This window comes from Dyadobacter sp. AC419 (assembly GCF_979253085.1).
The window spans coordinates 92,364-113,575 of record NZ_CEEDCD010000023.1 but is presented as its reverse complement, the minus strand read 5'-3'; the positions used below and the strand labels follow the sequence as shown (position 1 = coordinate 113,575).

25 protein-coding genes are annotated in these 21,212 nt (G+C 45.9%); 12 read left to right on the top strand and 13 right to left on the bottom strand.

Features of this window, described 5'->3' with window-relative positions; all coding sequences use genetic code 11:
* The first annotated feature begins 4 nt into the window (after nucleotides 1–4).
* The gene (locus AC0IYG_RS20890) at nucleotides 5–994 is read left to right on the top strand and encodes a helix-turn-helix domain-containing protein (RefSeq protein ID WP_471712999.1); all 990 of its coding nucleotides are present in this window, start codon (nucleotides 5–7) and stop codon (nucleotides 992–994) included.
* Between the two features lie 74 nt (nucleotides 995–1,068).
* A complete protein-coding gene (locus AC0IYG_RS20885; RefSeq protein WP_471712998.1) occupies nucleotides 1,069–1,821 on the top strand; it encodes an SDR family NAD(P)-dependent oxidoreductase in 753 nt (250 codons plus the stop codon).
* 71 nt (nucleotides 1,822–1,892) lie between these two features.
* Here the strand turns inward: AC0IYG_RS20885 and AC0IYG_RS20880 are convergent, their stop codons facing one another.
* Both AC0IYG_RS20880 and AC0IYG_RS20875 read right to left on the bottom strand, forming a co-directional pair.
* Nucleotides 1,893–2,264: a nuclear transport factor 2 family protein gene (locus AC0IYG_RS20880; protein WP_471712997.1), complete on the bottom strand. Its 372-nt coding sequence runs from the start codon at nucleotides 2,262–2,264 to the stop codon at nucleotides 1,893–1,895.
* A 20-nt stretch (nucleotides 2,265–2,284) separates the two neighbouring features.
* A complete protein-coding gene (locus tag AC0IYG_RS20875; RefSeq protein ID WP_471712996.1) occupies nucleotides 2,285–2,878 on the bottom strand; it encodes an NADPH-dependent F420 reductase in 594 nt (197 codons plus the stop codon).
* A 229-nt stretch (nucleotides 2,879–3,107) separates the two neighbouring features.
* On the opposite strand from AC0IYG_RS20875, the gene AC0IYG_RS20870 reads away from it, so the two are divergent.
* Nucleotides 3,108–3,695, top strand: coding sequence for a Crp/Fnr family transcriptional regulator (locus AC0IYG_RS20870; RefSeq protein ID WP_471712995.1), 588 nt, complete (start codon nucleotides 3,108–3,110; stop codon nucleotides 3,693–3,695).
* Nucleotides 3,696–3,816: 121 nt separating this feature from the next.
* On the opposite strand, the gene AC0IYG_RS20865 is transcribed toward AC0IYG_RS20870, so the two are convergent.
* Nucleotides 3,817–4,023 carry a hypothetical protein gene (locus AC0IYG_RS20865; RefSeq protein WP_471712994.1) on the bottom strand — a complete coding sequence of 69 codons (207 nt, stop codon included), beginning with the start codon at nucleotides 4,021–4,023 and terminating at the stop codon, nucleotides 3,817–3,819.
* Nucleotides 4,024–4,218: 195 nt separating this feature from the next.
* Between AC0IYG_RS20865 and AC0IYG_RS20860 the strand changes: the two genes are divergently transcribed.
* Both AC0IYG_RS20860 and AC0IYG_RS20855 read left to right on the top strand, forming a co-directional pair.
* Nucleotides 4,219–4,605 carry an SPW repeat domain-containing protein gene (locus AC0IYG_RS20860; RefSeq protein WP_471712993.1) on the top strand — a complete coding sequence of 129 codons (387 nt, stop codon included), beginning with the start codon at nucleotides 4,219–4,221 and terminating at the stop codon, nucleotides 4,603–4,605.
* A gap of 182 nt (nucleotides 4,606–4,787) precedes the next feature.
* On the top strand, nucleotides 4,788–5,588 hold the full coding sequence (locus AC0IYG_RS20855) for an alpha/beta hydrolase (RefSeq protein ID WP_471712992.1): 801 nt from the start codon (nucleotides 4,788–4,790) through the stop codon (nucleotides 5,586–5,588).
* A 55-nt stretch (nucleotides 5,589–5,643) separates the two neighbouring features.
* Here AC0IYG_RS20855 and AC0IYG_RS20850 read toward each other — a convergent pair whose 3' ends face one another.
* The 7 genes from AC0IYG_RS20850 to AC0IYG_RS20820 form a co-directional block, all read right to left on the bottom strand.
* The gene (locus AC0IYG_RS20850; protein WP_471712991.1) at nucleotides 5,644–6,468 is read right to left on the bottom strand and encodes an NAD(P)H-binding protein; all 825 of its coding nucleotides are present in this window, start codon (nucleotides 6,466–6,468) and stop codon (nucleotides 5,644–5,646) included.
* 86 nt (nucleotides 6,469–6,554) lie between these two features.
* Nucleotides 6,555–6,905: a helix-turn-helix domain-containing protein gene (locus tag AC0IYG_RS20845; RefSeq protein WP_471712990.1), complete on the bottom strand. Its 351-nt coding sequence runs from the start codon at nucleotides 6,903–6,905 to the stop codon at nucleotides 6,555–6,557.
* The gene (locus AC0IYG_RS20840) at nucleotides 6,880–7,323 is read right to left on the bottom strand and encodes a DUF6597 domain-containing transcriptional factor (RefSeq protein WP_471712989.1); all 444 of its coding nucleotides are present in this window, start codon (nucleotides 7,321–7,323) and stop codon (nucleotides 6,880–6,882) included. Before AC0IYG_RS20840 ends, AC0IYG_RS20845 begins: the two co-directional genes overlap by 26 nt.
* Nucleotides 7,324–7,637: 314 nt before the next feature.
* Complete coding sequence (locus tag AC0IYG_RS20835; protein ID WP_471712988.1) at nucleotides 7,638–8,174, bottom strand: DUF4199 domain-containing protein; 537 nt, start codon at nucleotides 8,172–8,174, stop codon at nucleotides 7,638–7,640.
* A gap of 120 nt (nucleotides 8,175–8,294) precedes the next feature.
* The gene (locus AC0IYG_RS20830) at nucleotides 8,295–8,765 is read right to left on the bottom strand and encodes a helix-turn-helix transcriptional regulator (protein WP_471712987.1); all 471 of its coding nucleotides are present in this window, start codon (nucleotides 8,763–8,765) and stop codon (nucleotides 8,295–8,297) included.
* A 169-nt stretch (nucleotides 8,766–8,934) separates the two neighbouring features.
* Nucleotides 8,935–9,468 carry a hypothetical protein gene (locus tag AC0IYG_RS20825; protein ID WP_471712986.1) on the bottom strand — a complete coding sequence of 178 codons (534 nt, stop codon included), beginning with the start codon at nucleotides 9,466–9,468 and terminating at the stop codon, nucleotides 8,935–8,937.
* A gap of 129 nt (nucleotides 9,469–9,597) precedes the next feature.
* Entirely contained in the window at nucleotides 9,598–10,047 is a 450-nt protein-coding gene (locus AC0IYG_RS20820) for a hypothetical protein (RefSeq protein ID WP_471712985.1), read from the bottom strand.
* A 161-nt stretch (nucleotides 10,048–10,208) separates the two neighbouring features.
* Between AC0IYG_RS20820 and AC0IYG_RS20815 the strand changes: the two genes are divergently transcribed.
* Complete coding sequence (locus AC0IYG_RS20815; protein WP_471712984.1) at nucleotides 10,209–11,018, top strand: metallophosphoesterase family protein; 810 nt, start codon at nucleotides 10,209–10,211, stop codon at nucleotides 11,016–11,018.
* A 4-nt stretch (nucleotides 11,019–11,022) separates the two neighbouring features.
* Nucleotides 11,023–11,619, top strand: coding sequence for a hypothetical protein (locus tag AC0IYG_RS20810; protein WP_471712983.1), 597 nt, complete (start codon nucleotides 11,023–11,025; stop codon nucleotides 11,617–11,619).
* A 2-nt stretch (nucleotides 11,620–11,621) separates the two neighbouring features.
* Here AC0IYG_RS20810 and AC0IYG_RS20805 read toward each other — a convergent pair whose 3' ends face one another.
* The 3 genes from AC0IYG_RS20805 to AC0IYG_RS20795 form a co-directional block, all read right to left on the bottom strand.
* The gene (locus AC0IYG_RS20805; protein WP_471712982.1) at nucleotides 11,622–13,535 is read right to left on the bottom strand and encodes a PAS domain-containing protein; all 1,914 of its coding nucleotides are present in this window, start codon (nucleotides 13,533–13,535) and stop codon (nucleotides 11,622–11,624) included.
* Nucleotides 13,536–13,687: 152 nt separating this feature from the next.
* Nucleotides 13,688–16,438, bottom strand: coding sequence for a DNA ligase D (gene ligD / locus AC0IYG_RS20800; RefSeq protein WP_471712981.1), 2,751 nt, complete (start codon nucleotides 16,436–16,438; stop codon nucleotides 13,688–13,690).
* Nucleotides 16,439–16,474: 36 nt separating this feature from the next.
* Nucleotides 16,475–17,224 carry a DUF72 domain-containing protein gene (locus tag AC0IYG_RS20795; protein WP_471712980.1) on the bottom strand — a complete coding sequence of 250 codons (750 nt, stop codon included), beginning with the start codon at nucleotides 17,222–17,224 and terminating at the stop codon, nucleotides 16,475–16,477.
* A gap of 109 nt (nucleotides 17,225–17,333) precedes the next feature.
* Between AC0IYG_RS20795 and AC0IYG_RS20790 the strand changes: the two genes are divergently transcribed.
* From AC0IYG_RS20790 to AC0IYG_RS20770, 5 genes are all read left to right on the top strand, one after another.
* Nucleotides 17,334–17,693: a hypothetical protein gene (locus tag AC0IYG_RS20790; RefSeq protein ID WP_471712979.1), complete on the top strand. Its 360-nt coding sequence runs from the start codon at nucleotides 17,334–17,336 to the stop codon at nucleotides 17,691–17,693.
* A 118-nt stretch (nucleotides 17,694–17,811) separates the two neighbouring features.
* A complete protein-coding gene (locus AC0IYG_RS20785; RefSeq protein WP_471712978.1) occupies nucleotides 17,812–19,212 on the top strand; it encodes an ATP-binding protein in 1,401 nt (466 codons plus the stop codon).
* A 34-nt stretch (nucleotides 19,213–19,246) separates the two neighbouring features.
* Nucleotides 19,247–19,636: a response regulator gene (locus AC0IYG_RS20780; protein ID WP_471712977.1), complete on the top strand. Its 390-nt coding sequence runs from the start codon at nucleotides 19,247–19,249 to the stop codon at nucleotides 19,634–19,636.
* A 44-nt stretch (nucleotides 19,637–19,680) separates the two neighbouring features.
* Nucleotides 19,681–20,907: an NAD(P)/FAD-dependent oxidoreductase gene (locus AC0IYG_RS20775; RefSeq protein ID WP_471712976.1), complete on the top strand. Its 1,227-nt coding sequence runs from the start codon at nucleotides 19,681–19,683 to the stop codon at nucleotides 20,905–20,907.
* Nucleotides 20,907–21,176, top strand: coding sequence for a UBP-type zinc finger domain-containing protein (locus tag AC0IYG_RS20770; protein ID WP_471712975.1), 270 nt, complete (start codon nucleotides 20,907–20,909; stop codon nucleotides 21,174–21,176). Before AC0IYG_RS20775 ends, AC0IYG_RS20770 begins: the two co-directional genes overlap by 1 nt.
* The last annotated feature ends 36 nt before the right edge of the window (nucleotides 21,177–21,212 follow it).

Genomic DNA, 21,212 nt, shown 5'->3' with positions numbered 1-21,212 from the left:
CATAATGCTTACCTTTGTTTTTTACAAAACGAGCATTATGCAGACCACTTCATTTGAAGACCTTTGTTCGCGCATCTCCAACGGAACATCCACAGATCTCAGCGCACTTTTGCCTGAGGGAATCCAACAGGAAGTAGGGCATTTTAATGTGTTTAGTCTGTCGGAGATCATGCCGGAAATGCGTGAGAAAACGACGCTCTCGTGCGCCTCTCGTTCATTTTATAAAATTAGCTTTTTGACCGGTCAATCGCAGGCCGAATATCCGGACAGAGCCGTTGCGATCAAGAAACCCACACTCATTTTTTCGTCACCGAAAAGTCCGATATACTGGTCGCCGATGGGCAGGCAAACAGGGCAGTTTTGTGTATTCACAGCTGACTTTCTGCACCCGACAGTGAGCGGCGTAATGCTGGATGATCTGCCTATTTTCAAATCACCGGAGCATCCGGTTTATGAGTTGTCCGATGCTGACATTGCGCGGGCTCAGGGCATTTTTGACAACATGCAGGCAGAAATTAATTCCAATTATGCCTATAAATACGATTTGCTCCGTGCCTACACATTAGAACTGATTCATCTCGGGCAGAAGTTGCAGTCGACCGTAATGCTTCATCCGAATCACAGTGCTTCGGCGCGGACAACCTCTTTGTTCTTGGAGCTGCTCGAACGCCAGTTTCCCCTCGAAAGTCCTCACCAGAAAATAGCATTGCGAACGGCGAAGCAATATGCCGATCACCTTGCGGTGCACATCAACCATTTGAACAAAGTCCTTAAAGAAACCACGAATCTGACAACAACGGAGCTTATCGCCGGCCGCATTCTTTCAGAGGCAAAAGCATTGCTGCGGCATACGGACTGGACCATAGCCGAAATTGCAGATAGTCTTGGCTTTTCGGATTTCGCACATTTCGCTAAATTCTTCAAAAATGAAACTTCGCTTTCACCCGGCGCATTTCGCAGTCAGACAAAAAGTTTGAATTATACATATAATTGATTGTCCGGGACAAACCGGGCATTCTTCGATTGACGGACCTTTGTAGTGTTTAAAATTTGCTACAAAATAGTCCCATGACAACTCAAAAAATCGCATTAGTAACCGGCGGAAGCCGCGGCATTGGTAAAGACATTGCAATAAAATTAGCACAGAAAGGCATCGACGTGCTGTTCACTTATCACAGTAACCGGGCGGAAGCTGAGAAAACCGTCGCTGCCATCACAGCCCTGGGAAGAAAGGCAGTGAGCCTTCAACTTAATACGGCCGATACAAGTGGTTTTGACAATTTCTTCGCTCAGCTAACCCCGACATTGCAAACCACTTTGGGAACAGACCGTTTCGATTTCCTGATTAACAATGCAGGAACAAGCCTGACGGCCTCTGTTACGCAAACCACTGAGGCACAGTTTGATGAGATGATGAACATTCATTTGAAAGGTGTTTATTTCCTCACTCAAAAAGCATTGAATCATCTCCACGACGGCGGACGGATCATTAACATTTCATCAGCAACTTCGCGTGTCAGCTTTCCGGGGGCATCTGCATACGCGCTGATGAAAGGCGGCGTGGATGTTTACACGAGATATTTGGCCGTCGAATTGGGTGCACGTGGAATCACGGCAAATGTGGTCGCGCCGGGAGCCATTTTCGGTGGCGGCGCGATGGACGACTCACCAGAAATCCGCACATATGTAGAAGGCATCACAGCGCTGGGCCGCGTGGGCTTACCCGACGATGTTGGCGGCGTAGTTGCATTCCTTTGCAGCGAAGACGCCAAATGGGTCAACGGCCAGCGCATCGAGGTGACGGGCGGAATGTATTTGTAAATCTGAATCAGAGCAGTTTTCACCGCCTGAATGGTCGCCATTTTTTGGTGAGGGTCAGGCGGTGAATTTTGTTAAGCCCCTTGGTCGCCCGGCTCCATCATCACGTATAAATGTTTGGCTTTGCCGTTTTCGATGATAAAAAAGTCCATACTGCGCATGGCATTGGGGTTTTCCTTTGTGCCGATGTTACCATACAGGCGCGCTCCGTTTTGTGTAAATTCAATAGGCTTGGCGGCGCTGAATTGAAAATCGGGATCCTCGGTGTGCAGCGTGCTGATGAGATCCGAGATTTCGCTCAAACTCTGGAAAATGGAGTTCGGGTCGTACATTTTAATGTCTTCTGCATAGATCGTTCTCAGCAGACTATCCCTCTTTTCACGGTCCCTTTCATTCCACGCCGCAACATGATTTTCTTGCAGCTTATTGATCAATTGACTATCCATGTTAGCTTTTTTGACTTTGATTAATTCCACGCCGGACAGTGCGCCGCCGACATCCTGATATTTTCCGGCGTCCTGAAAAGTGCCAGATCAATCGGTGCAAATCCCATCGCTTCTGCAATGATCGCAACTTTTTTCTTCGCTTCCGAATCGTCGCCGCTGATCATGATCACAGTTGCGCCGTCAGTGCTTTGGGTTGGATTTGTAAGTGTTGCCGCAGGCAGCGTGTTAAATGCTTTCACAACCGTTTGCGCTGGAAAAAGCGTGGAAACATGCGCTCCGGTTGACTTGCCTCCCAAGTCGGCAAGGCTGAAAGGACGTACGGAAACGATGTTATTCGTAGCGTCGACAATGATTTTTCCTTCGTATGCCTTGAATTCATCTGCCAGCTCTTCAAGGCTTGTCCAGGGAACGGCTATGAAAATTACGTCTGAATCTTGAATCGTCTCTTTCAACTCACCGGCTTTCAGGGAGCCGCCTATGGATGTTATCAGCGTTTCCAGTGACTCGGCACCGCGGCTGTTTGCCAGCATTATTTGATAATCTGTTTTGGCTAAATGCTTTGCTAACCCACGTCCGATATTCCCTGATCCGATTATTCCAATTTTATAACTCATCGCTTTATATTATAATGTTTTAATTCATTTATTGGCAATATGCATATGCGCTTGCCATATCAAATGCGAAGTTCGGGAATGCAGGAAAGTCAAAGCGATGACATAGCGCAACAAATAGCGTTGATGTAGATCAATGAAACCGTTATTCCAGTCTGTAATTTGCCTTTTAAACTGTGGATGCAAATTGTTCAAGATCGTATCTTTGATGTTTATTACAAAGATTCAGTGAATGCTAACTCCGCTTATAAACTACATTCAGGAACGCTCAACCAGTCTGCTGTCCGAGGATGACATTGACTTATTAAACCAGGCTTTTATACCGAAAAGGTTGCGGAAAAAACAGTTTCTCTTGCAGGAGGGGGAAGTTTGCAAGTATATCGCATTCATTGTGAAAGGGGCAACGAGGCAATACACGGTTGATGCGAAAGGCAGCGAGCACATTCTTAATTTGGGCATCGAAAACTGGTGGACGTCCGATCGGGAAAGTTATCACAGGCAAACACCCAGCATATATAACATTGACGCCTGGGAAGTAACAGACCTGTTATTATTGCCTAAAACCAATGATTACTATGAGCGTGTCAACAGCATTCCTGCCTTTAAGGAAATGCGGATTGTGTTGGACGACAATAATCACATGGCTAGTCAAAAGCGCCTGCTTTCGTCAAAAAATCACACGGCAGAATATCGCTACGAAGAGCTTCGACGGCTTTATCCTGAATTTCTTGTGCGTTTCCCGCAGCACATTATTGCTTCTTATCTCGGTGTTACAAAGGAAACATTGAGCCGCATCCGGCAACAATCACTGAGAGGATAATGTGATAAAACTGATCGTTAAGGTTGTTTTACCGCATAAAAAAGGTCTGCGCTGAAATTCAGTACAGACCTTTTTTCATTCCAACATGATCTGGAACGATAAAACCGGATCGGGCCGAAACCTATTTTTCCAGTTGCGTCAAAATCTGACTTAGCTTGTCGTGGATGAGGGATAAATGCGGACGTCCGCTTGGCGTGGTTCCATTCAATTCGTGGATGGCATTCAGGATTTGATTTTGCTGCGCAAGTTGCAGTGCTTCAAATTTGGTTAGCTCAGGATATTTGAGTTGAAATCCTTCCGCTAGTTCGTCGAGATCGTGAACAGTCATGTCTGATAAAATTTAAAGTGTAACGTCAGGAGAAGCCCTGATTTTCAAATATAGCAAATTGATTTGCGACCACATACAGAAAAATGCATCTGCATGGCTCCGAACGCCACATTGTTGAGGAGGAGTTTGATCTTTTGGCACAATTTTTAACAACGCCGTTTTCTAAAATTCATCAACAACTTAACAATGTTTCCTATGAAAATTATCAGCACAAAAATGCACGCCATGCTGGACTACACGACCGGCATCTTGTTTATCGCAATGCCCTGGATCCTCAAATTCAACGACAATCTGCCCGCAACATGGGTGCTCATTGCCGTAGGAACAGTGGCTATTCTAATGTCGCTATTTACAGATTATGAAGGCGGAATGGTAAGAAGCATTCCCATGGCGGTCCATCTCAATATTGACATTGTTACGGGCTTGTTCCTTGCTGCTTCACCGTGGATTCTGGGTTTTGCCGACCAGGTATTTTTGCCCCATCTGATCCTTGGTCTATTTGAAACCGGAGCCGGTTTAATAACCAGACGCGTTGCGCAAGGCGAACAGGAAAATGCTTTTGAACGCAGCCATCAACCTTGATTTTTTCGAAGTCTAAAAGCCGTGCAGAACCTGATTCTCAGAATTTGCACGGCTTTTTGGTGCTGTTTGCTCACAAGCAGCGAATTTATTCCCCCAAGTAGTAATTCAGTGTGATTGAGGATTTTGGCAGGCTTTTTATTATGTAGTCGCTTTACGTTATTAACCACTCATCAATAGACGAAATGAAAGGAACGATTGTCTTTATCCACGGAATGTTTCAAAATCCCAAAAGCTGGAACAAATGGGTTGACCACTTCACTGCCCAGGGTTATAAATGCATTGTGCCGGCCTCGCCGGATCACGAAGGAGAGCCGTCGGCATTGCGGGCAAATCCGCCGGCAACATTGGGCGACTTAATGTTGGATGACGTGATCACGGCAATGGAAAATGTGATTATAGAAGCAGGAGGGAAGAGTTCGGCTCCGGAAGACCGCCCCATTATTATCGGACATTCGGTTGGTGGATTGCTTACCCAGCTTTTCGTCAACAAAAATCTGGCTTGCGTGGGAGTTCCGATCTGCTCGGTTGCACCCAATATGATGATGACTTGTGACTGGCCGTTTTTCAAAAATGTGGCAACCATTACTAATCCCTTTAAAGGCGATGAGCCGTTTTTTCAGACACCCGAAAGTTTTCGTGAAGGTTTTGCAAATACATTGTCCGAAGAACAGGCGAGACAAGCGTTCGAGGAAACCGCCACGCATGACAGCCGCAATGTGTTAAGAGGTTGCTTGGGCACATCAGCACACGTGGATCTTGAAAAGCCGCACGTTCCCATGCTGTTTATCAGTGCGAAAGAAGATCAAATTGTGCCGACAGAGCTTGTTGAAAAAAATAGCGACGCTTATGAAGATACAGCTGGCATTACCACATTCAAAGAATTTGAAGGCCGCTCACATTACATTTGTGGAGAGCCTGGCGTTGAAGAAGTCATCGATTATATAAACAGCTGGATAGATTTGTATCGGGTCCAAATGCTTTAATATTAGTCTGTTAACGAGATTGCCCTGAGAGATTTTTCAGGGCAATCTCGTTTTTTTATTCTCCGTTCAGATTCCACACGCCCGTTGCAGCCGTTTCCTTCACATATGCACTGAAATCCTTCGGTTTCCGCCCAAGTGCTTCCTCGACGCCATGCGATAAACAAGCATTTCGGCCATCCAAAACCTCCGAAAACAAATAACTAAGCAGTTGGATAAAATCATCGGGAATGGCATAAGCTGCAAGCATAGCGGCATATTCGTCAACCGAGACTTCCTGATAAGTTATTTCCCTGCCGGTTTCGGCCGAAATTGCTGCAATTGCCTGCGCAAAAGTGAGCAGCCGGGGGCCTGTAACTTCGTATAATTTCCCGTTATGACTGTCTTGCGTGAGAGCCGCCACGGCAACATCCGCAATGTCGTCCGTATCCACGAACGGTTCAAGCACTTCACCAACCGGCAGGACAACGTGGCCTGCCAAAACGGAGTCAAGCAGGAAGCTTTCACTGAAATTTTGATTGAACCAGCTCGCCCGCACAATGGTCCAATCCAACCCCGATTGCATGACAACCTGCTCAGATGCCTGCGCTTCTTCTTCGCCTCTGCCCGAAAGCAGCACAAGCTTTTTGATACCAGATTGCGAAGCCAGCTTTGTGAATTTCTCGATTATGGCGGGTGATCCCGGAACGCCGAGATCTGGTTGAAAAGTAATGTAAACAGCCTCCATGCCTTCCAGAGCGGCTGTCCAGGTGTTTTCATCTTCCCACTCAAATGCAGGTGTTGCCGTCCGGGAACCGATCCGGACATCGACATTTAATGTTTCAAGTCGTTCTGCAACTTTGCGGCCGGTTTTGCCCGTTGCGCCTAATACAAGCGTTTTCATGTGCTAATTGTTTTGATTTAATTTTCGAATCAAAACTACGGCGGCTGGAAGGCGGAAACTTGGACAAAACCGTCAATGCTGCGTTTTTATAAAAAAGATTTTGGCTTGTATGCGCGTGGCGTAATGCTGGTAAATTCTTTAAAGTTGCGAACGAAATGTGATTGGTCGGAGTAACCGTTTTCGTATGCAATGTCTGAAAGCTTTTCGTAATTCCCTGCGTCCATTTGTTGAATTGAAGACTGGAAACGCACGATTTTCGAAAAAAGCTTTGGCGATACACCCACTTGCTTTGTAAACTTTCTTTCCAGTGTGCGCTCGGAAATGTCGGAATCTTCTTGCAGCTCTTTCAAAGCCACCGCACCTTTCGCATTCACAATGAATGTGGTCATTTGCTCAATTTCCTGATCCAGCTTACTTGCATTCGCCTGTTGGATCAAAAACGTGCTCCATTATCTTGACTTGCTCCTCAGTTGTTTGTGCTTGTATGAGCGCATCCACGATTGCGTTTGACGTTTCGGAGTAAGTCCGCATGTTGAGGCAAGTGTCCGTCAATGTACACGCATTCAAACCAAATAATGCATGCACGGCATAGGGAAACAATATAAAGACGATCATTCTATAACTTCCGGTGCACTTTATTTCGATGGGTTTTACGGTCTGCCCGTAAAGCAAAAGCTCAGCCAGGGGCTCATCATCGATAAATACGCCGTTTTCAGATTGCTGGAACATGAGCCCGGAACATCCATCGGCGAAGAACTTCAGCGAATGATCCGTTTTTTGAATGTCGTGATTTTCGAGGATCCAGATATTCTTGATGTATTTGGTCAAAACTGATTCTCTGATGACAGGCTGCATAGCAAAAGTTTTTACTGGATAAAGGCCCTTTTTTACCTTAAAATAATGGAGTAAGTCAAATGTAACGGCAACCGGTTAGCGGAAATAGTAAAAAACCGACATTTTGTGCCTCTTTTTACCGATTACTAATTGAGCGCCACCAGTCAATCATCGCCTTTGAGAACCTGTTTCTATTAGCCTTTATTTGTAACGGCTTAATAAAGTTCTGGATCACACACACTATACTTCTACTATGCACACACTATTTTTACCTTCATTTTACCAAGTTATAAATTAGAATTGGTTGATAAAGGTTAAGGTAATGCTCACGGAAATCAGGCCACCGGCAATTGCTGCGCTGGCGTTTTTTTAAGAATCAATGCAGAGATCAGCGATACAACCAGCCCCACGGGCAAGATCTCAAAGTAAGTGAAAAGTACGATCATGAGCGGGTTTTTATAAAGCGCTCTGTAACCATCCATTTCCGCAATTTTTTCCTGCATTGCTGCACCCGTCAAGCCTTCTGCTTGTGACTGTTTGATAACATGGGCTGTATATTTCTCCATAAAGTCCGGTACAAATAAGTAATAATCAAACAGCCAGACAATTACGTAGACCGTGGAAGCGATCAGCGTAATGAAAAGGCCGATCTGAAATGCCTTCCCAAACGTTACAACACCATTATTGAACTTGTCACGGTAATTTTTAACGCCGACAAAAATCAAAGAAAAGGCGAGCAGCATTGACGCGTAACCGATAACAATGCTGCCATCGAAATCCTCACTCCTGTAACACATGGCTGTGGATGTGACCATGAACACGGATACAATGATGCCTGCAATCAGGCCGCAAATGAGTATTGTTTTTTTCATAACTGCGAATAATTTTTGAATGGTTATGCAGCAAAATTGAGGATACGGGCGCTAATTTGATTCATACTTTCGGGTGATTTTGACCCACTATCCACAAGATCACACCAAAGTATGATGCTGTTAGGGGATGATCTGCAAGCGTTTAGCTTTCTCCGCAGCCTGGGTCCGGCTTTTCACTTCCAGTTTTTCGAAGAGTCGGGAAGAATGGGTTTTTACTGTGTTGAGGGAAACAAAAAGCCGTTCGGCAATTTCCTGATTGCTGAGGCCGTCGGCAATCAATTGCAGCACTTCCAACTCGCGCTTGCTCAATCCCAAACGTTGCTGTGCTTCCTTATTAAACTGGAAATGATTGGTCTGGCGAATAACTTCTCTTTCAACAACAATCGTCTCGACTTTGGGCTTAGTCAGTTTTAATGCGAGCCAGATGCCCAGCCCGGTAAAAATCAACGCAATGGATCCTGCGTAGATTTCAAAAATGTGATCGATAATGATGAATCGCAATTCAAGCCATTTGAGCAAAAACAGGAGCAGGGCCAGCGAAATGCCGTAGAGAATGGTTGGCTTGTGTTTAACAACGAAATCGCGAATCATCAATGTTATTTTTGAACCGGCTTAGCATCCCAAAAATAACATTAATGAAATAACATAAGCGAATGATGCCATGCTTGTAGAGCCAATTTTTTGCAATTATAGAAAAAGCGCGCACAAAAAAAGCCGCACAATTTGTGCAGCTTTTTCGAGTGTTGTAACGGGTTGAACGTTATTTCGAAACGAATTTATTGAAACGGCTTTCTTTTCCGTCCGCTGTTTCGCTTTGATATAAAAATTGAAGATTTCCTTCGTCAAATTTTTCGAAGAACTCGTCCCAGGAAATTTCCTGCAATTTATCTTCTCCGGAATAACCAGGGAAATCTATTCGCAATATTCCAGTTTCGGACTTTTTCGTCCCGGTGCCTTTCACCTTGGATGGTTTTCCGCCTCTTGCTTCCACCCACGCCTTGATTTCCTCATGGTCTGTGGTGGTGTTGGATTTGGAATCGCTGTCCGAGCTCTTTTTCGAAGTGCTTTTCGAAGCTGCTTTTGAATCAGCTTTGGATGTTGTTTTCGATCCGGATTTTTCAGCAGTTTTTGAAGCTGTTTTAGTTTCCGATTTGTCTGCGGCCTTCGTAGATGACTTAGCCGGAGCCTTTGTTGCCGAAGCCGACTTGTCCGCTGCTTTCGAAGTTGATTTTGAGGTGGTTGAAGCCTTTGAGGCTGTTTTTTTGGTATCCGATTTTGCTGTTGCTGTAGCCATGATTTCTGTTTGTTGATTTACCACAACATTAACAAAAAGCATGCCCGGCTTTAAACAAAAAAAGAGTGCACCCAAATCAATGGATGCACTCACAAAAAGAAGAGGATCATGTGATTGTCTTCATGAAGATCAGCCCGGCATGTTGCCCAGCTTCGCTTCATCATCAGCAATTTTCCGCTTTAATGACTCAATATCCTTGCGCAGATCATCTAAATGATCGGCTGCTTTTCTGGCACGTTTTGCATCTTTCCGAGCACCGCTTGCGCTATTTCCTGCGCGGCGTGCAAGTTTCTTGTCTTGTGGGTCATCACCTAGTTTTTCTGCGTTTTTCCGGTTGTCATCTGCTGAGCGCTGCGCTTCTTCGGCTGTCTTTTCGGCTTCGCGTGTTGCATTTTCCAGCTCATTTTCAAGCTTGGCCAACTCCAACTTGCGGTCGTTTAGTTCTTTTGAAATCTTGATCGTTTCCTGCTGCTCCTTCAATGTGTTGAGCGAGTCTTTGGAAACAACCTGCGCCATGGAGGGCATTGTGATAGAGAGGAATCCCAGCATGGCCAGTATCCGTAAGGTTTGAATTTTCATAACATTTTATAAATATGATTAACAGCACATTGCAATAACCGTGCCCGACAAATGTGTGTTTCTACAACAAAAACAGTCATTTGACAGGAATTATAAGCGGGGATTAGGAGTTAAACCAAGAGCGCTGCGTATACAGCATAAAGAACTACTCTTTCTATCCAATGTTTAAATTTTTCTCAAAACTCACCTTCCTTGCATTCGGGCTTATCCTGGGCAGCTGCGAGGGTGTTTTTCAATACAACCCCAATCAGGTCATTTTCGATAAAGACGAGCGGAACCTGAATCAAAAAAATATCGAGCGCATTCAGGCCAGACCGCTAACCGACACGGTGAAATTTATCCTGATGGGCGACACGCAGCGCTGGTATGATGAAACGGATGATTTTATCAAAAGTGCCAACAGCCAAAAAGATCTCGCATTTGTGCTCCACGCCGGTGATATTTCTGATTTCGGGCTTTCGCAGGAATTCAAATGGGTCAACGAAATTATGGTGAAACTGAAAGTTCCTTATCTGACTGTGATCGGGAACCACGACCTCGTGGCGAATGGTCCTGCTGCTTACCGGAAGATGTATGGCCCCATGGATTATTCATTTGACTACGGAGATAACAAATTTATTTTCATTAACACGAACTCGCGCGAGTACATCTATAATGGTGCCGTGCCGGACCTGAATTGGCTGGAAGGCCAGCTTGCGAACAATCCGGCTAATAAAAACGCGATCGTTGTGGCACACATTCCGCCTTTTGACGGTGATTTTGATCCTAAGCTGCAAGAGCGTTATGCCAAATTGCTGGCGGACGATCCGAATGTAAAGTATACGCTATACGGGCATCAGCATACGTTTCGCGACGGCGAGTTTTACAATGACGGTGTGCATTATTATCTGACTACAAGCTCAGGCGAGCGGGGATACTGGCTTTTTACAACCTGGAAAGGTGGTTACAAAGCAGAACGAATAGAATATTGATCTTATGAAAAAATTACTTTTACTGCTTTTACTTATCGCATCATTTGCGGCGGCTGCGCAGGAAACTTATGAGCAGGATCTGAAAAGGAAATGGTATGTTCCTGATCACATTAAGGCGCAGTTTGCAGGCAATATCGGATTTATTTCAGGAGGCCCGGGATACATTTCGCGCAACAAAACATTAGAAACGGACCTGATGTTTGGCTTTTTGCCTCAGAAGTTTGGTGGCGATGCGCTGGTGAGCACAACGCTGAAAACGACCTATTCGCCCTGGCGTATTCCGTTAAAAAATACTTATTACATTAAGCCTTTTTCCATCGGATTTTATCTCAGCTACACTTTCGGAACACAGTTTGACACCAAGCTGCCTTCGCACTATCCACAGAACTATTACTGGTGGGCAACCTCATTCCGGCCGGGCGCTTACATCGGCGGAAAAGTAGGAAAAGAGGTGACATTGGGCAAAAGAAAACGATCGCTTGAAGCATATTACGAGCTGGGAACTTACGATCTGCTGCTGATCAGCTATGTGCAGAACACCGGCTATCTCAGACCGTCCGACATTGTAAACCTGGCTTTCGGGCTGAGATTAGGCTTGTGACATTAAAATTCCGTTTTCTCAGAAATATGGCGGATGATTTCGTCCAGATGCTTGGCGTTGATCAGCAAATGGTCGAGCAATTCCTGCTTTTCAATGTCTGTGTTCGGGTAATGCTTGATCAAGTCCACAAGTCCCATGAGCCTGGCCAGCGGCGCGCGCACCACGTGTGACTGCATATGCGCGATTTCCTGAAATTTGTGCTCCTCGTGTTTTTGCCGCGTCACATCACGCAAAACACCGATCATGCGGATGGCAGAACCTTCGGCATCACGCAGAATGTAACCGTTTTCTTCTACGTAAGCATATGTGCCATTGGCGCGGATAAAGCGGTAATTTGATGTCCAGTTGCTTTTCGTTCTATCCATCAAATGCTGGTGCAATTCGTCTTCCGTTCGCATTTGATCGGCTGGATGGAGTTTGTCAATCCAGTCTTTTAACTGAAATTCCTTGTTCGCCACTTGAAATCCGAAGAGCCGCTCGAAGCCGTCTCCCCATTGCGTATGATCTGACAGGATATCCCAATCATAAATTGCATCATTGGTTGCTTTGTTAACGAGCTCGTATCGTTCATTGCTTTTTTTGAGCGCGTCCACATATTTGCGCAGGCGGGAGCGGCTCATGTCGATGATTTCCGAGTTCTTTTTATTCTCAAAAATCACTTTCAGGATCGCAACCGCACGGTCAATTACTTTGAGCTCATCTTCATCAGGCACCTTCACCTGGTCATAATAAATGGCGAAAGTTGCGATCACATTGCCTTCCGAATCCAGGATTGGGTGTGACCAGCAGGCACGCAGGTTGAATGGAAGTGCAAGATGTGCGTAATCTTTCCAGGTGGGATCGGTAGCAATGTCGCTGACGATAACCCGACGCTTATGAAATGCAGCCGTCCCGCAGGAACCTGAATTCGGCCCGATCGCCAGACCTTCAACGCCTGAAATGTAGCTCTCAGGCAGGCTGGGAGAGGACCAGTTGGACAATCTGCCGTTAATGATGGCCATAATGGAGCACTTCATGCGCGGGTAAAGCTGCTCTATGCCCAGCAAATATTCGGATAAAATACGGTCGAGAGATGGTTTTTTGGTCGAATTCAATTCCAGAACTGTTTTTTCAAGATGTTCCAGAATTTCGAATCGTTTGTTGTCGGTAACATCAACCATCACGCCGCGCAGCACGGTAGGCTGGCCCTCCGCTTTGATCACGGCGACAATGTCTTTGATCCAGACAATGCGGCCGTCTGCGCCGAACATCCGATAATCGAAAACGTGATTTCTGCCGGCCAGCGTGTGCGCATGGCATGTGCCAATGGCAATGTTCCGGTCTTCGGGGTGAATGTGGTTTTGCCAGAAGCCGGGCGTTTCCATCCATTCCTTGCGTGAGTAACCCAGGATCTTTTGCACCTGATCGCTCACAAAAGTGAATTCAAATGTGGCCGCATTTGCTTCCCAGACAATGCCGTCGACGGTCTGGAGTAAGGATTCAAACCGGTTGCGCGATTCCATGAGCGCGAATTCAGCGACTTTGCGGTCGTGAATGTCCTGCACTGCGCCGTAAATCCGGACACATATGCCGTCGCGAAGCTCAGCGCGCCCGCTAATCCGTATCCACCGGCAATGACCTTTCGCCGTGGTAATTTCGAGTTCGATGTCAAAAACGGAAGCGTTCTCTACGACCTCACGGATGGCGCGCAGTAACCTGGACCGATCCGAGTTTTTCTTATAAAATGATAGTACAGATGCAAAATCCGGCTGGTAATCCGCATCAACCTCGTGAATTTCCTTCACGACATCCGACCATACGATCGCTTGATTTGTCACATCAGCATCCCAGCTGCCGACTCTTGCAATGCGCTGTATTTCGTAAATACGGCTTAAATAATCGCCATGTACCATTCCACCTTCCAGGCTGAAATCCATGATGTTGAATTTTAGTTTCTCGGGCTATCCTTAATGGGCACAACGTTGGAGTATATATTGACAATTTATATTTTAAATGCCAGATTTCATGATTTTTCAATATTATGTTACTAGAATATTTAATCTTCTGCTCTGAAGGCGAAGTTTTCCTTTCATTCACCCGAGTCAATTTGACTGATAACCGCTTCAAGATCAATGCCTTTGCCTAAAACCGGTTTGAACAGATCACCTTCCTTGTCCAGCCGGTCCATTGCATTCAGGATCGTAAATTGCTTCAATTGCAGCCCGATCTTGACCTCTTCCCAATGCAGCGGCATCGAAACCGTGGCACCTGGCTTCGGCCTTACCGAGTAGGGGGCAGCCAATGTTGCCTTGGGCCTGTTTTGCAGATAATCAATGTATAGTTTACCTTTTCTGTTTTTGGTCATGCGCTCAATGCTGGTGAACGCTGGCAATTCCTGGTGCACCTGGCTGGCAACCCATTGTGCAAAAAGCTGACATTGGTCGTAAGAATATTTCGCACCCAGCGGAATGTAAATGTGCAAGCCCGTAGAGCCCGATGTTTTGCAGTAAGCCGGAATTTTGAGTGAATCCAGCAGCCTTTTAATGGCCTGCGCCGTTTCAATGACCTGTTCAAATGTGTTGGTCGTGTCCGGATCGAGATCCAGCAGGCACCAGTCCGGGTTATCGGGCTTATCGGTGCGGCTGTTCCATGGATTCATGTCAATGCAGCCCAGATTGGCCATATAAAGCAGCGCGGCTTCATTATTGCAAAGCATGAAATTCTTGTCCTGATCCTCATCATTGGATGTGTAAGGGTATGTTTCAACCCAGGAAGGCACTTTTCCGGTCACATCTTTTTGGTAAAAACTTTTGCCTTCAATGCCATTGGGGAAGCGATTTAATGACAGCGGCCTGTTTTCAAGATAGGGCATAATAAAGGGTGCGATCTGGTAATAATAGTTAATTAAATCGCGCTTTGTAAGCTTCTCCTGATACCAGAAAATTTTACTCAGATTGGAAAATTTAATATCATTTCCATTGATATTTCTGACCTGCGTCTCATCCGTCGGGTTCAGTAATGTCTTTCTTTTCGACTTCGAAGGCTTTTTGATCACCTCCTCTTTCTCCACTGATTTAGCATTCTTTTTAACCGCCTTTTCTTCCTCCTTAACGGCCACTTCCGTGGGTTTTTCTATTTCGCGGACAACTTCTTTTGCCTTTTTGTCCTCCCGCATTCCCTCAAATGACGGATGCCTGAAAACGCCGTCGGACGTGATTTCCGTAAAGCTGATTTCACAAACCAGCTCGGGTTTCAGCCAGGTTGCATTTGCTTTGGGCGGATTGGGCCGGAATCGGGAGGGCTTGTTGTAATCCGGCGCAACTTCGAACGGACTTTCCTCCGTTTCCAAAGGTTTGAAAAGTTCAAGCATTTCTTTCTGCTGCTTATCCTTGAAACCAGTGCCAACTTTGCCCGCATATTGCAACACGCCATTGTCATAAACGGCCAGGAGCAAGGCGCTGAAATGTTTCGAAGTTCCCGCATTGCGCGTGTAACCGGCAACGATCACTTCCTGTCTTTTGTGAACCTTGATCTTTAACCAATCATTTGTTCGCAAACCAGTGTGATAAACGCTGTCAGACTTTTTCGCGATAATGCCTTCGAGTCCCATTCCGCGGGCGGCTTCATAAAAAGCGGTGCCCTCAGCGGCAATGCTGTAACCGATCCGGACGGGGCTGTCTTCCGTTACTATGCTCTGTAAAATGGCTTTTCGTTCGGTTAGGGGCAGGTCCACGAGACTTTTCCCGTCGAGCCAGAGAATGTCGAACACATAATAAACCAGTTCACCATCTGCTTCACTGCGCCAGTTTTGCAACGCACCAAAATCCGAATGTCCTTTCTCATTAATGACCACAATTTCTCCATCAATGACCGCATTTTTCTTCCACTTGCACAACCCGTCGTATATTGGATAAAACTTTTCGTTGAATGATTTCTTATTCCTCGATTTCAATTCAAGATGTCCATCGTTCATGTACGCAATGGCGCGGTAACCGTCCCATTTGACTTCATATTCCCATCCCGGATCATCAAAAGGCTCATCTACGAGTGTGGCGAGCATTGGCGTAAGTTCATCCGGAAACTTGGCCTTTTTTGCTTTCTTTAATAATGTTGCAGCGCTCTTTTCACCGGATTTGTCGTCTTTTTCTTTTTCAAGATACTCGTCCACGGCCACGACAGGTTTGTCATCTTCCTGTTTTTTCTTAGGCTCTTTTTTCTGCTTTTTCTCTTTTTCCTCCTCTTTCGGTTCGCCGTAAATGTTATCGCTGGTGGCCCGGATGGCTTCAAGCGTTTTATTTGAAATGACTGATTTGTCTTTTGCTGTAACGTCCGCTTGTGAGGCGAACTTGTCGCGATGCTTGATCAGCAACCAGGAGTTTTCAGACATGCCTTTTGTCTTCACAAGCGCAAATTCACCGTGAAGCTTTTTGCCCTTCATCCGGATCTTGATTGAGCCCGAATGCAGTTCTTTCAGCAGAATTTTTTCCTTGTCTTTTTTGGTTTTGGCTTCTTCTAATGGTTCATAAGTGCCTTCATCCCAGACCATAACAGTTCCGGCGCCGTAATTTCCTTCCGGGATAATGCCTTCAAAATCTTTGTAATCATAAGGATGATCTTCCACCATCATGGCCAAACGCTTCGTGGCCGGATCAGTGGACGGACCTTTGGGAACGGCCCAGCTTTTGAGCACACCATCCATTTCCAGCCTGAAATCATAATGCAGCCGTGATGCGTGATGTTTTTGTATTACAAAAACAAGTTCTTCCGAATCAGCTTTACCGCCTTTCGGTTCGGGTGTTTTTTCAAAGGAACGCTTCTCTTTGTATTTGACCAGGCTCATGATTGCAAGATTTTAAATGAAATGATGTGAATTATATTAGCTGAGCTCGCTTACCAGCGCTTTCAGTTTAGCTCCGTTCGTTAAAGCATGTCCGTCGACATCATTATTGAAAAATGCCCAGACCACATGCCCCTGCCTTACCCAATCAATAAATTTCATTGCAAATTCTCTCAATATTTCATCCGAGTAAGACGAGCTGTAAAGTGACTCAGGCCCGTGAAACCGGAAAAATATATCCTTAGCCGTAATCGCCTCGAAATACGGATAAATGGCCGATTGCGCCATAACGAGAATGATTTTGAACTGCTTCATCAGCTGAATGCTTTCGTCCGAAAACCAAGAATGATCGCGCACTTCCATCGCAAACCTGAACTGCGGATAATCACTTTGCAAGATTTCGTAAAACGGTCTTACGACGCTTTCATTAAATCTGACATTATCCGGAAGCTGCACGAGCACGGGCCCCAGATGTTTTTCAAATGGTCCGAAAATCCCGAAGAAGCGCTGTAATGGCTCTTCCGGATCGTGCAGTTTCTTCATATGGCTTAAAAAACGGCTCATTTTTGGACAAAACAGGAAATCTTCGGGCACTTTACTGATCCACTTTTCCACCGTTTCCTGCTTAGGCAATTTGTAAAAGCTCCCATTCAGCTCTGCTACCGAAAAGTGGCTGGCATAGTAACCAATGTAATCGGCCGGCTTCACGTGGGCAGGATAAAAAACCTCTTTCCAATGCTTATAGCTCCATCCGGAAGTCCCGATGTGAATGTTACTGCTTGCTGTCATATCGCGGTGAAATGGGAAGCCGACAATAAAATAATCATACCGAATGCTTGCCGGCCGGATTTCAGGAATGGTTTTTTGATTGCTGAAAGCATACCAATCACATTACAATATGGCTGTTATTGATATTTTGGGCGAACAAGAGGAAACACTGGGAACGGCAGAAGATCTTCGCGAGGAAATCATCGTCGAAAGCGTTCAGGAAGAGCTTTCGGGGAGTTTGGTCAAAATAGAATTTGAAACTTCTCTCGGCTTATGCACGGGCTATTATCATTCAGCGGAGCTTGGTCACGAGGAAATAAACATGGACGAGGCTTCCATGGAAACATTGAAATTGCTTTTTCCAACGTGTAATGGTGTCTTTATGCATCAAAGCAACCGAGATTGGGTGGAGATCAGCCTGGCGGAACACATTAATGGTTTTCCCGAATACAAGATTTACAACCGCATTGTAACGGGAAGCGCAGCCTGAAAAAGCAGGACACATTGTTGCTTCAAGCTTCATTTCGGCAGGTTAGCATAAAAAATTGTCCTCAAATTCGCGAATTTGTCGAAATTAGGAGATTGACTTACGCCAACCTTTTCGCTAAATGAAGGACATTAAAGTAGCAGATCTGAAATCCATCAAAGTATTTCAGGATGTGCCTGAGGATCAGCTGCAATGGCTGATCGACAGAAGTGAACATTACGAATTGCCGGAGGGTGAGCTCATGACTTCGCCCGGTGCACCGCTGAAAGGCACGCATGTGATATTTTCCGGCCGCATTGAGCTGTACCGGATTCAGAACAACACAAAATTATTCATCGCCGAACTCGTGGCGGGCAACATTACAGGCGTGCTGCCATTTTCAAGAGGAAAAGTAGGCGTCGCTTATGGACAATGCACCGAGCTTACGCAACTGATGACTTTCCCTGTTGAGCAGATGCGCGAGCTTATAGTTTCGCATTATGAGCTCACACAGGCGCTGGTGATCGTGATGACTTCGCGGGTCCGTGAATTTACGGAGCTGGAACAGCAGAACGAGAAAATGATGGCGCTTGGAAAGCTGTCCGCAGGGCTTGCACACGAGCTGAATAACCCCGCTGCGGCCATTGTACGCGGTTCTGACTCTTTGAAAAAACACTTACTATTACAGCCGGGCGCATTCAAAAAGCTCATTTCCATTCATCTTTCACCCGATGAGATTGAACTTATCAATGCGAAAATGACGGCAATCATGAAAAATACCAACCGGCCGGTCCTCAGCATGATGCAGCGCTCCGAGCGGGAAGATGAAATCCTGGACTGGCTGGACGCGAACAACATTGGTGGCTGCGACGACATTTCGGAAAATATGGTCGAGTTTGGCTTAACTGAGTCCGATCTGGAAGAGTTGAAGGGCAAGATCAACAAGGACGATTTTTCGCCCATCCTGCTTTGGATCAATAACAACCTGACCACCGAACGAATGGTGACGGATATTCAGGAAGCATCCAAGCGCATTGCCGATCTGGTGGGATCTGTAAAAACCTTTACACATATGGACAGGGGTGGAGAGCGGGAGCTTACCGACATTCACACGGGCATCAAAAATACCCTGACCATGCTGAATTATAAGTTGAAAAAGGGTAATATTAAGGTTACGGAAGAATTTGACCTCAACCTTCCACCCGTAATGGTTATGGTTGGCGAGCTCAATCAAGTGTGGACAAACCTGATTGACAATGCAATAGACGCATTGGAAAACCAGCCGGACCCCGAGCTCCATATCATTACGCACCGCGACAAGGAGTTTGTAAAAGTGTCGATCTGTGACAATGGACCGGGCATTCCCGCTGAGATCAAGAGTAAAATTTTCGATCCGTTTTTTACTACAAAAGCAATTGGAAAAGGCACAGGACTGGGACTGGATGTGGTCATACGCATCATTAAGCAGCATCACGGATCGGTCACCTTGCAGACTGCGCCGGGCAAAACGGAATTTTTAGTATGTTTCCCTATCAATGGATAGTTAGATTTCTTTACCTCTAAACAACATTTTGACTATGGGTTTGCCCATTATATTTTCAATTGATGACGATCCGCAGGTCTTGCGGGCAATCAGCCGGGATCTGAAAGCCCAATACAGGGATAAATACAGGGTTTTGAGCACAACTTCGGTGAAAGAGGCCATGGAAAGCTTGCTCGAACTTCAAAATAAGGGAGAAGAAGTCGCCATTTTTGTGTCCGATCAGCGGATGCCGGAAATGCAGGGCGTTGATTTCCTGGAAAAGGCAATGGTGCTTTTTCCGTTTGCCAAAAGGGTTTTACTGACCGCATATTCAGATACGGACGCGGCTATTAAGGCCATCAATGACGTGCAACTGGATTATTATCTGATGAAACCCTGGATCCGCCGGAGGAAAAACTATATCCAGCCATTGATGAACTGCTGAACGACTGGCAAGCGAATTATCGTCCCGACTTTACGGGCATTAAGGTGATCGGTTATCAGTTTTCGCCCAAATCACACGAAATAAAGGACTTTCTGGCTGGTAACCTTGTTCCTTATCAATGGATGGACGCGAGTTCAAGCGACGTTGGCAAACAGATTATCAGCACCAACGGATTGCTGCCGGCTGATTTCCCATCGGTTGTTTTCGAAGACGGTTCTATTTTGAAAACACCGACATTGATCGATGTTGCTTCGAAAATTGGGCTGAATGCAAAGGTTAAGCTGCAAATTTATGATGTGATCATTATCGGCGCGGGACCGGCCGGATTAGCGGCTTCTGTTTACGGAGCTTCGGAGGGTTTAAGTACTTTATTGATCGAGCGCAAAGCGCCTGGTGGTCAGGCTGGTACGAGTTCAAGAATTGAAAATTATCTGGGCTTTCCTTCCGGGTTAAGCGGCTCGGAATTGACGAGAAGAGCGATTACACAGGCAACGCGTTTCGGGACCGAATTCCTTTCGCCGCAATCCGTTCGTGAGATTAAGCTGAAAGACCAATATAAAACGATTGTGCTGGAAGATGGGACGGAAATAAATGGCCGCGCCGTGGTAATTACGACGGGCGTTGATTATCGCAAGCTGGAAACAAAAGGAATTGCGGACTTTACCGGAAAGGGAATTTACTATGGTGCTGCGAGCACAGAAGCCAGTTCCTGCGGAAATAAGGATGTGTATGTGCTGGGTGGTGGCAATTCTGCGGGCCAGGCGGCGATGTATCTGTCCAAATTTGCAAGAAATGTGCGCATTATCGTTCGCAAAAATGACTTGACTTCGTCGATGTCGTCTTACCTCATTGATCAGATTAATAACACGGAAAATGTTGCGATCCTCGGCTGCACGGAAATTGTGGAAGCGACGGGAAATGAGCATTTAGAAGGATTAAGGCTCGTTGATCTGAACACGAGTGAAGAGCGGGATGTGCCTGCGGATGCATTGTTTATCTTCATCGGTGCCAGGCCATACACGGAATGGGTTGGTTTACAGATCATTAAGAATAATAAAGGCTTTATTGAAACGGGCCGTGAAATGAAAAGCTATGACAATTTCCGTCAGGTTTGGAAAGGACAGCGTGACCCGTATCTGCTGGAAACGAGCTCGCCAGGGATTTTTGCTGCGGGTGACGTGCGCGCCGGTGCGATGAACCGCGTCACTTCGGCCGTGGGAGAAGGTTCTATGGCAATCAGTTTTGTTCATCAATATTTAAATGAAGTATAATGGATCAAGTTTGTGAACACATCAGCGCGATTACTGAACTGAAACAACCGGTCGAATATGTTTGTGAAGAATGTGTCAAATCGGGTGGGCAATGGGTGCATTTACGCACCTGCCAAACCTGCGGCGTAACATTATGCTGCGACAGTTCGCCTTCCAAGCACATGACACAGCATTATCATGCAACCGCTCATCCGGTTGTAATTTCGGCAGAACGAGGCGAAAACTGGCTTTGGTGTTATAAGGATGAATCATTCGTCGAATACAACTGACTTAAAATTCCCGGATTGAATTTCGTAACTTTGACT

Coding starts and splice junctions, on each gene's coding strand:
- AC0IYG_RS20770 (WP_471712975.1), top strand. CDS start 20,907: ATGGATCAAGTTTGTGAACACATCAGCGCGATTACTGAACTGAAACAA.
- AC0IYG_RS20815 (WP_471712984.1), top strand. CDS start 10,209: ATGTTTAAATTTTTCTCAAAACTCACCTTCCTTGCATTCGGGCTTATC.
- AC0IYG_RS20885 (WP_471712998.1), top strand. CDS start 1,069: ATGACAACTCAAAAAATCGCATTAGTAACCGGCGGAAGCCGCGGCATT.
- AC0IYG_RS20795 (WP_471712980.1), bottom strand. CDS start 17,224: ATGACAGCAAGCAGTAACATTCACATCGGGACTTCCGGATGGAGCTAT.
- AC0IYG_RS20830 (WP_471712987.1), bottom strand. CDS start 8,765: ATGATTCGCGATTTCGTTGTTAAACACAAGCCAACCATTCTCTACGGC.
- AC0IYG_RS20820 (WP_471712985.1), bottom strand. CDS start 10,047: ATGAAAATTCAAACCTTACGGATACTGGCCATGCTGGGATTCCTCTCT.
- AC0IYG_RS20890 (WP_471712999.1), top strand. CDS start 5: ATGCTTACCTTTGTTTTTTACAAAACGAGCATTATGCAGACCACTTCA.
- AC0IYG_RS20875 (WP_471712996.1), bottom strand. CDS start 2,878: ATGAGTTATAAAATTGGAATAATCGGATCAGGGAATATCGGACGTGGG.
- AC0IYG_RS20785 (WP_471712978.1), top strand. CDS start 17,812: ATGAAGGACATTAAAGTAGCAGATCTGAAATCCATCAAAGTATTTCAG.
- AC0IYG_RS20880 (WP_471712997.1), bottom strand. CDS start 2,264: ATGGATAGTCAATTGATCAATAAGCTGCAAGAAAATCATGTTGCGGCG.
- AC0IYG_RS20780 (WP_471712977.1), top strand. CDS start 19,247: ATGGGTTTGCCCATTATATTTTCAATTGATGACGATCCGCAGGTCTTG.
- AC0IYG_RS20790 (WP_471712979.1), top strand. CDS start 17,334: ATGGCTGTTATTGATATTTTGGGCGAACAAGAGGAAACACTGGGAACG.
- ligD (WP_471712981.1), bottom strand. CDS start 16,438: ATGAGCCTGGTCAAATACAAAGAGAAGCGTTCCTTTGAAAAAACACCC.
- AC0IYG_RS20805 (WP_471712982.1), bottom strand. CDS start 13,535: ATGGATTTCAGCCTGGAAGGTGGAATGGTACATGGCGATTATTTAAGC.
- AC0IYG_RS20810 (WP_471712983.1), top strand. CDS start 11,023: ATGAAAAAATTACTTTTACTGCTTTTACTTATCGCATCATTTGCGGCG.
- AC0IYG_RS20870 (WP_471712995.1), top strand. CDS start 3,108: ATGCTAACTCCGCTTATAAACTACATTCAGGAACGCTCAACCAGTCTG.
- AC0IYG_RS20835 (WP_471712988.1), bottom strand. CDS start 8,174: ATGAAAAAAACAATACTCATTTGCGGCCTGATTGCAGGCATCATTGTA.
- AC0IYG_RS20840 (WP_471712989.1), bottom strand. CDS start 7,323: ATGCAGCCTGTCATCAGAGAATCAGTTTTGACCAAATACATCAAGAAT.
- AC0IYG_RS20825 (WP_471712986.1), bottom strand. CDS start 9,468: ATGGCTACAGCAACAGCAAAATCGGATACCAAAAAAACAGCCTCAAAG.
- AC0IYG_RS20850 (WP_471712991.1), bottom strand. CDS start 6,468: ATGAAAACGCTTGTATTAGGCGCAACGGGCAAAACCGGCCGCAAAGTT.
- AC0IYG_RS20855 (WP_471712992.1), top strand. CDS start 4,788: ATGAAAGGAACGATTGTCTTTATCCACGGAATGTTTCAAAATCCCAAA.
- AC0IYG_RS20860 (WP_471712993.1), top strand. CDS start 4,219: ATGAAAATTATCAGCACAAAAATGCACGCCATGCTGGACTACACGACC.
- AC0IYG_RS20865 (WP_471712994.1), bottom strand. CDS start 4,023: ATGACTGTTCACGATCTCGACGAACTAGCGGAAGGATTTCAACTCAAA.